Origin of the sequence: Streptacidiphilus sp. EB129, assembly GCF_041262645.1 — a bacterium.
GTDB lineage: Bacteria > Actinomycetota > Actinomycetes > Streptomycetales > Streptomycetaceae > Streptacidiphilus.
This window is the reverse complement of the sequence record NZ_JBGCCS010000080.1, coordinates 1-8099: the sequence shown is the minus strand read 5'-3', so window position 1 is coordinate 8099 and position 8099 is coordinate 1. Positions and strand designations below refer to the sequence as shown.

The following is an 8099-nucleotide window of genomic DNA, read 5'->3' as shown; positions in this document are numbered from 1 at the left end:
ACGCGGTCCCGGCCCGCCCGGTGCGCAGCCACACCGCGGTGTTCGCGGGCAGGGTCCCGGCGTCCGCCGGCAGCGGCGTACTCGCGATGAGCACATGGTCGTACTCGGGCAGGGGTAGGGGCTGGTCGGACACGTTGACCAGGCAACGGAAATCCGGGCCGCGCCGGAAGTCCAGCACCGCAGCGCCGGCCGGGGAGTGCCACGCGAAGTCGCCGCCGTGCAGCGCCGGCTCGGCCCGCCGCAGCGGCAGGGCGGTCCGGTAGAGCGTCAGCACGGAGCCCGGTACGCCGGTCTGCGCCTCCACCGTGAGGGCGGCCCAGCCGACCGGCTGGGGCAGCCAGGGTTCGGCCGCCCGCTCCGGGCTGAAGCCGAAGGGCGGGTGGGTTCCGGCCCACGGCAGCGGGACGCGGCAGCCGTCGCGGCCCGGGTCCGCGCCGTGGGTGCGCTGGTGGAAGGGGTCCTGGCGCTGCTCGGCGGGGATGTCCTCGACCTCCCACAGGCCCAGTTCCTCGCCCTGGTACAGGTAGCAGGATCCGGGCAGGGCCAGGTTGAGCAGCAGGGCGGCGCGGGCGCGACGGGTCCCGAGTGCGAGGTCGGTCGACACGCCGTGGTTCCAGGGGCTGCGTCCCATCGCCGTGTCGGTCCTGCCGTACCGGGTGACGTGGCGGGTGACGTCGTGGTTGGACAGCACCCAGGTGGCCGGCGCACCGACCGGCGCGTGGGCGTCGAGGGTGGCGTCGATGACCGAGCGCAGCGCCGGGGCGTCCCAGGCGCAGTTGAGGTAGTCGAAGTTGAACGCCGTGTGCATCTCGTCGGGGCGCAGGTAGGCGGCGAAACGACCCGGGTCCGCCAGCCAGACCTCGCCGATCAGGGCTTTGGGCTCGGGGTAGCCGTCGGCCACCCGCCTCCAGGCCCGGTAGATGTCGTGCACCTCGTCGCGGTCGAGGTACGGGTGCGGCACGGGCGGGTGGTCGGGGTCGAAGTCCGGCAGCAGCGGGTCCTTGGCGGGCATGGTCGCCGAGTCGATCCGCACGCCGTCGGCGCCGCGGTCGAACCAGAACCGGAGGATGTCCTCGTGCTCCTCGCGGACCTTGGCGTTGTTCCAGTTGAGGTCGGGCTGCTCGGGCGCGAACTGGTGCAGGTACCACTCGCCCGGGCTGCCGTCGGGGTTGCCGGTACGGGTCCAGGCGGCGCCGCCGAAGGTCGACGTCCAGTCGTTGGGCGGCAGCGCCCCGTCCGGCCCCCGCCCGGGGCGGAACCAGAACAGGTCGCGGGCCTCCGCCCCCGGACCGGCCGCCAGCGCCTCCCGGAACCAGACGTGCTGGTCGGAGCAGTGGTTGGGGACGATGTCGATGATGATCCGCAGGCCGAGGCGGTGGGCCTCACCGATCAGCGCCTCCGCCTCGGCGAGGGTGCCGAAGGCGGGGTCGATGCGCCGGTAGTCGGCGACGTCGTAGCCGGCGTCGGCCATCGGCGAGGCGTACCAGGGGTTGAACCACAGTGCGTCCACGCCCAGTTCGGCCAGGTAGGGCAGGTGGGCGCGGACTCCGGCGAGGTCGCCGACGCCGTCCCCGTCGGCGTCGGCGAACGAGCGCACGTAGACCTGGTAGATGACCGCGTCACGCCACCAGGCGTCGGTCCCGTCCCCGGACGCCGGGCCACTCGACGGCGTGGCGGTGTGCAGACGAAGAGGCATGCCGCATAACTCCTTGCTCATCAGCGGGATGGGGGGCGCCCGGGGCACGCGCGGTCAGGTCACGTGCCCCGGACGCCGGTTCGCGGGGCTAACCGAAGATCTCGAACTCGGACAGCTGGGCGGCGGTCCAGCCGGTGTTACCGGTGAACGCGAGCCGCAGGTACCGCTCGTCGGTGCCGGCCGGCAGGGCGATGGTCACGCTGTTGCCGGTGGCCGGGTCGAGCGTGTGATCGGCGGAGGGGACGAGCGTGGTGTAGCTGCTGCCGTCCACCGAGCCGAGCACCGACAGGGTCTCGGTGCGGGCACCCCAGTTGGGCGGCAGGGTCAGCGTCACCGACGTCTCCGACTGAGCCGAGCCGAGGTCGGCGGTGAGCGTCTGCGGGTAGCCCGCCCCGTCCTGGCTCTCCCAGTACGAGCCGTCGTTCCCGTCGTTGGCGTTCGAGGCCGGGAAGCCGGGCAGCGCGCTGCTGGCCGTCATGGTCGCGCCCAGCGCCAGGTCGGTGGGCGGGGCGACGCCGCCGTTGCCGCCGATGGGGTCGGTGCTGCCGATGAGCTGGACCGTGGCGGGGTGGCCCGGTTCGCTGCTCGGGACGGTCAGGGTGCCGCGGGTGATCCCGGCCGCGCTGGGGGTGAAGCTGACGTCGAGCACGCACCAGGCGCCGGTGTCGGCCGGTGCGGCGGCGTCCAGCGCCGGGCCGCAGGGATGGGCCGGGTCGGGCGTGACGGTGAATCCGCTGGTGGCACGGGCGGCGCCCAGTGCGGCCGCGGCGGCCGCCGTGTTCATCACCACGACCTTCTGCACCGGCGTGGCCTGTCCGACCGTCGCCGCCTCGAAGGTGGTGGTGCCCGGGTAGGTCCACAGCCGTCCGCCGGTCGGCATGCCGCAGCTCGTATCCGGCCAGCCGGCGTTGCCGGGGCCGCCGGCGACGGTGAATCCGGCGCCGCAGCTGAACACCCCGGCGCCGTGGACTCCGCTGGCGATGGTCCCGGACACCGCGATCGAGCCGGGTGCCTGGTCCTGGAAGACGAAGGTGCCCACGTTGCGCACGACGTTGCCGGCGATCCGGACGTTGGTCACCCGGTAGCCGGAGTCCGGTGGCGTGGTGACGTCCTTGCCGACGTAGGCGTTGGAGTTCTGGAACATGAACGCCTCGTAGGGGCTGTCCAGGACGGTGTTGTCACTGATGGCCGTGGGGGCGCTCATGTCGCCCTGCTGCGGGTCGAACCAGATCGCTCCGACGCCGTAGTCCCAGCCGGGATCCCACTGCCCGGTGCGCACCAGGGTGTTGTCGTGGATGCTGAGCGGTCCGGACATGGGGACGGAGCCGAAGCGCCGGCCCACGCCGATGCCACCGCCCCGGGTGACGGTGTCCTGCAGCAGGTTGTGGCTGATCACGTCGTCGGCGCCGGATCCGTAGACGCCAATGTTGTTGGCCAGTCCCGGGGAGTCGACGGTGTTGCGGGTGAGGGTGTCGCCGGTGTCGCCGTAGTGCTCGGACCACAGCGCCAGGCCGTCGTCCTGGGTGTTGCGCAGGAAGCTGTCGGAGACCACCGAGTGGGTGATCGGCCCGTCGGCGGCGTTGAGGTTGACGCCGTCGGCGGTGGTGTCCTGGATCCGCAGATGGTCCAGGACCAGGTTGGTGCTGGGGCCGACAATCCAGGCACCGACCTTCTCGTTCTGGATCCACACGTGCGAGATCCGGGAATCGCTGAAGCCGCCGTTGAACCCGGTGTCCTCGCTGTTGCTGTCGTCGCGGACGTCGACGTTGCCGAACAGTGCCAGGTCGGAGACCTGCACATGGGAACTCGGCGGGTTCTGCCTGCCGTTGAACTCGACGTTCTTGCCGGTCAGCACGGTGTACCAGTCGCCGGCCCCGGCGATGCGGACGTTGTCGACGTTGAGCGGCCGGCTCACGGTGTAGGTGCCCTGCGGCAGGTAGACGCCCTCGCCGACCGACGAGGCCGCGCTGACGGCGTTCTGCAGAGCGGTGCTGACGTCGGTCTTCCCGCTGTTGTCGACGACGTAGGGGGCCTGGGTGACGTCGACGAATCCGGACGGCCTCGGCTTCGGGGCGGCGACCTGCTCGAAGTCCGCGGTGTTGACGACGTACCAGGGTGCGTTGTCGCCCGCGTCGATCTGGAGCCTGACCACGCTGCCGGCCGGCAGGGTCGAGGGGAACCGGTAGCGCACGTCGTTGTAGAAGTCGTGCGGCACCTGGCCGTTGGGCTGTCCCACGCTCGGCGTGTTGCTGAACGGGTAGGTGCCGTACAGCCAGCTGAACTCGGACGTCAGGGTCAGCGCCGTGCTGAGCCGGCCGTCGACGTAGAGGTCGAGCGGGGCGTTGATGCCGCCGCCGTGCAGCGAGTCGGGCAGCGCGTAGTGGAAGTCCACCGCGTTGGCGGGCCTGGTCAGTGTGAACGACACATACCGGCCCTGGCCCACGAGTTGGACGGCCTGACGGCCGGTCGCCTCGGCGGCCAGGTGACCGTACTGGTAGTCCGGACCGAGGATGGTGCCGTTGGTCCGTGCGTGCGGACTGGTGGCCGCGTTCTCCTCGGCGAACGGGACCGGGGCCCCGGCCGAGGCTGCGGACGGCGCGGCGAGCGGGGCGGCGGGGGCCGCCGCTACGGCGCTGACGCCGGGGGTGAGGAAGCCGGGTGTGAGGACGGCGGCGGCGAGCAGGGCGACGGTGGGCAGGGCCCGGGATCGGCGCGGTCTGCCGCGCCGGAGGGAGTGGGGGGTCAACGGATCGGGCTCCTTCGCGAAGGCAGCGTGGTGCCGTCCGCACTGCCGTGAACGGCAGTCGGTGGCTGAGGAGTTGGGTGAGTGCGCTGGAACTGGACCCGGGGTTCGGGTCCGGTGGCTAGCCCTTCATCGCGCCGGCGGTGAGGCCGGCCATGATGTTGCGCTGGAAGACCAGGAAGAACACGACGGTCGGCACGCTGGCGATGGCCAGCGCCGCGACGAAGACGTTCTCGGGGACGCCGACATGCAGCTGGTTGATCCCGACGTTGACGGTCTGGGCCGAGGTGTCGGTGAGCACCAGCAGCGGCCAGAGGAAGTCCTTCCAGACCGCGACGACGGCGAAGATGGACACCACCCCGAGGATCGGCCGCGACATCGGCAGCACGATCGACCACAGCGTGCGCAGCGGTCCGGCCCCGTCGATCGCCGCCGCGGCCAGCAGGTCGGTGGGGATGGAGTCGAAGAACCGCTTGAGCAGAAAGATGTTGAACGCGTTGGCCACCGAGGGCAGCCAGATCGCCCACGGGGTGTTGAGCAGGCTCCAGTGCAGGAACGGGATGTCGTTGGCGGTCAGGTAGGCGGGCAGCACGATGACCGTGGTCGGGATCATCAGCGTGGCCAGCATCGCGAAGAGCACGCCGTTGCCGAAGACCGGCCGCAGCTTGGACAGCGCGTAGGCCGCGGCCACGTCGAAGACCAGCTGGAAGCCGAGCGCGCCCAGCGCGTAGACGGTGGTGTTGAGGATCAGCCGGCCGAGGTCCAGGTCCCGCCAGGCGGTGGCGTAGTTGCCGACCGCGGGCGAGCTCGGCAGCAGTGCGGGCGGGGTCTGGATGATCTGCTGCGGTGTCTTCAGCCCGCCGCTGACCATCCAGTACATCGGGAAGAGGAAGACCAGGGCGAACAGGACGACCAGGACCCAGAAGACGGTCCAGTAGGCGGTTCGCCCCAGCGGCCTGGCGAGTTGGGCCTGCGAGACCAGGGTGCGCGTCGGGGTGTCGAAGGTGGCCATCGGGTCTACTCCTCCTCGGCGCGGCGGCTGAGCCAGAGGTAACCGGCCGCGAAGGCGATCAGGACGAGCAGCAGCAGGACCCCGAGGGCGGCGGCGCTGCCGTAGTTGTTGAAGTTGAAGGCGTACTGGTAGATCAGGTAGACCACCGAGGTGGTGCCGTTGCCGGAGCCGGTGATGATGAACGGTTCCAGGAAGACCTGCATGGTGCCGACGATCTGCAGCAGCAGCATCATCGAGAGGATGAGCCGCGTCTGTGGCACCGTCACATGCCAGACCCGGCGCAGCAGTCCGGCCCCGTCGATCTCGGCCGCCTCGTAGAGTTCACCCGGGATGCCCTGCAGCGAGGCGAGGTAGACCAGCACCGTGCCGCCCATGTTGATCCAGGTGGAGAAGAGCACCAGGCAGAGCACCGCGAGCGTGTGCGAGGACTGCAGCCACTGGACGCCGGGCAGGCCCAGGAACCGCAGCACGCCGTTGAACAGGCCGGAGCCGTCGGGAGTGTAGAACCACTTCCACAGGAAGGCCGCGGCCACCGGCGGCATCATCACCGGCAGGTAGACCAGCAGCCGGAAGTAGGAGCGGACGTGCCGCAGCTCGTTGAGCACGACGGCGAGCACGAACGGCACCGCGTAGCCGAGCAGCAACGCGAAGAGGGTGAACAGGCCGGTGGTGCGCCAGGCGGCCCAGAAGTCCGGATCCGCCATGACCCGCTGGTAGTTGTGCAGCCCGACCCACTTGGTGTTGCCGGCGAAGTTGGTGTACTGGAAGCTCATGATCACTTCGCGGATCATGGGGTACCAGGAGAACACCGCGAAGCAGATGACCGCTCCGGCCAGGAACAGGTAGGCGGTGGCGTTGCGTCGCAGCTTGCGACCGAGGGAGGCGTGCCGTGGGGACCGGGCCCGGCGGAGGTCGCGGGCCACGGCGCGGGTGAGGTTGATCGTCGCCATGTGGGTGGGGCTCTCGTCTCGCGGTTCGGCGTCAGGATGCCACTGTCAGGACGTCACTGCTGAGCGTTGGCCAGGATGCCGTTCACCGAGGTCTTGAAGGTGTCGAGCAGCTGCTGCGGATCGACGTTGGGGTTGGTCAGCACCGCGTCCATGGCCTTGTCGCCCTGGGCGTAGATGGCCTGTGCCTGCGGCGGCTCGACCAGCAGTTTCATGGACGGCAGCGCGGCAACATAGGCGGCGAAGTTCTGGACGGGGAGGTTGGCGTACTTGGCCATCGTGGTCGCGTCGGCGCTCGCGCTGGCGCCGGTCCAGAGATCCGGCTCGGGCAGGCCGACCGGCTCCTTCTCAGCGGCCCGGCGCGGGTAGTTGAAGTTCAGGCCCTGGCCGGAGGTGAGGAACTCGTAGTTGATGAACTTGATGCCGGCCTGGATCTGGGCGGCGCTGTCCTTCTTGTTGAACATGTAGCCGTCGCCGCCGACCAGGGTGGCCGTCTGTCCCGGCATCGGGCCGACCGCCATGCCGTCATAGGGGACGCCGTACTGGTCGTGGATGGTGGTCAGGGTGACCGGGTCGCCGACGTACATGCCGAGCTTGCCGGAGGCCATCATCTGCAGCAGGTCGTTGTACTGCAGGCCCTGCTTGGTGCCCATGACGTTGTCGGTGAACCGCAGCTTGTGCAGGAACTGCAGCACCGCCAGGCCGTTGGCGTCGTCGAAGGCGGCGGACTTGCCGTCCGGGGTGACCATGGTGCCGCCGCGGGAGTAGACCTCGGCGGCGAAGTGCCAGCCGCCGGTGTTGGCGGAGCTGTAGTCGGCGTAGCCGACGTTCCCGCCGCCGAGCTTGCTGATGGCGATGGCGTCGGCCTCGACCTGGTCCCAGGTGGTCGGCGGCTTGTTCGGGTCGAGTCCGGCCTTCTGGAAGAGCGTCTTGTTGTAGACGAGCCCGAGGCTGTAGTTGCCCTTCGGGATGCCGTACAGGTGCCCGGAGTCGGTGCCGCCCTGGCGGTAGATGTCCGTCAGCGCAGGCTGGATGTCGGACAGGCCGTTGATCTGGCTCGCGTACTGCTGGATATCGGCGGCCTGGCCGGAGGCCACGACGTTGGCGCCGTCGGTGAAGTAGGTGTAGAAGACGTCGTCCATCCTGCCGCTGGCGAGCTTGGCGTTGAAGGTGGCCGGGTCGTCGCAGGGGTTGCTGTCGTCGCCCTTGACCGTGATGTTCGGGTTGAGCTTCTCGAAGGCGGCCACGTCCGCTATCCAGTTCGCCCGCGGCTGGGCCTGGGTGGTGGGCGGCTCACAGCCGACCGTGACGGTGACCGCCCCGCCGGATCCGCCGGCGGTGGAACCGGTGCTGCCGGAACTGCTACAGGCGCTTGCGGTCAGCGCGAAACCTGCCGCGAGAGCGATGGCGAGAGCGGTCCTGGCTCTGCCGGCTGTCGACGTACCAGTCATCTGAGGTCCTTCTGGGCGTGAGGTTATGATGCGGTGTCCGCCCGCTGCGGTGCAGGTGGGAATGGCTGCGACAGCGCCACTCGCGCGGTGGTCCACCGGTGCCGGAGGCTTCGGTCCGGCGTGCAGCACAAGCTACGGGCCACCTCCGACCCGCGCAATAGTGAAACTAATTTACGCAAACAATCGACTTCTGCGAGCAACCGATGTCCGCATGGGTGCAAGCGAACGCATATCCGTGACATAGTCCTGC

5 protein-coding genes are annotated in these 8099 nt (G+C 69.8%); all 5 read right to left on the bottom strand.

Annotated elements, in window-relative coordinates; translation table 11 throughout:
* A partial coding sequence (locus tag ABH925_RS37110) for a glycoside hydrolase family 13 protein (protein WP_370155938.1) occupies positions 1-1696 on the bottom strand: 1696 nt, incomplete at its 3' end.
* 88 nt (positions 1697-1784) lie between these two features.
* Complete coding sequence (locus tag ABH925_RS37105) at positions 1785-4442, bottom strand: discoidin domain-containing protein (protein WP_370155936.1); 2658 nt, start codon at positions 4440-4442, stop codon at positions 1785-1787.
* 118 nt (positions 4443-4560) lie between these two features.
* Entirely contained in the window at positions 4561-5451 is an 891-nt protein-coding gene (locus tag ABH925_RS37100; protein WP_370155934.1) for a carbohydrate ABC transporter permease, read from the bottom strand.
* Between the two features lie 5 nt (positions 5452-5456).
* On the bottom strand, positions 5457-6401 hold the full coding sequence (locus tag ABH925_RS37095; RefSeq protein WP_370155932.1) for a carbohydrate ABC transporter permease: 945 nt from the start codon (positions 6399-6401) through the stop codon (positions 5457-5459).
* 53 nt (positions 6402-6454) lie between these two features.
* Positions 6455-7849: an extracellular solute-binding protein gene (locus ABH925_RS37090; RefSeq protein WP_370155929.1), complete on the bottom strand. Its 1395-nt coding sequence runs from the start codon at positions 7847-7849 to the stop codon at positions 6455-6457.
* Between the last annotated feature and the right edge of the window lie 250 nt (positions 7850-8099).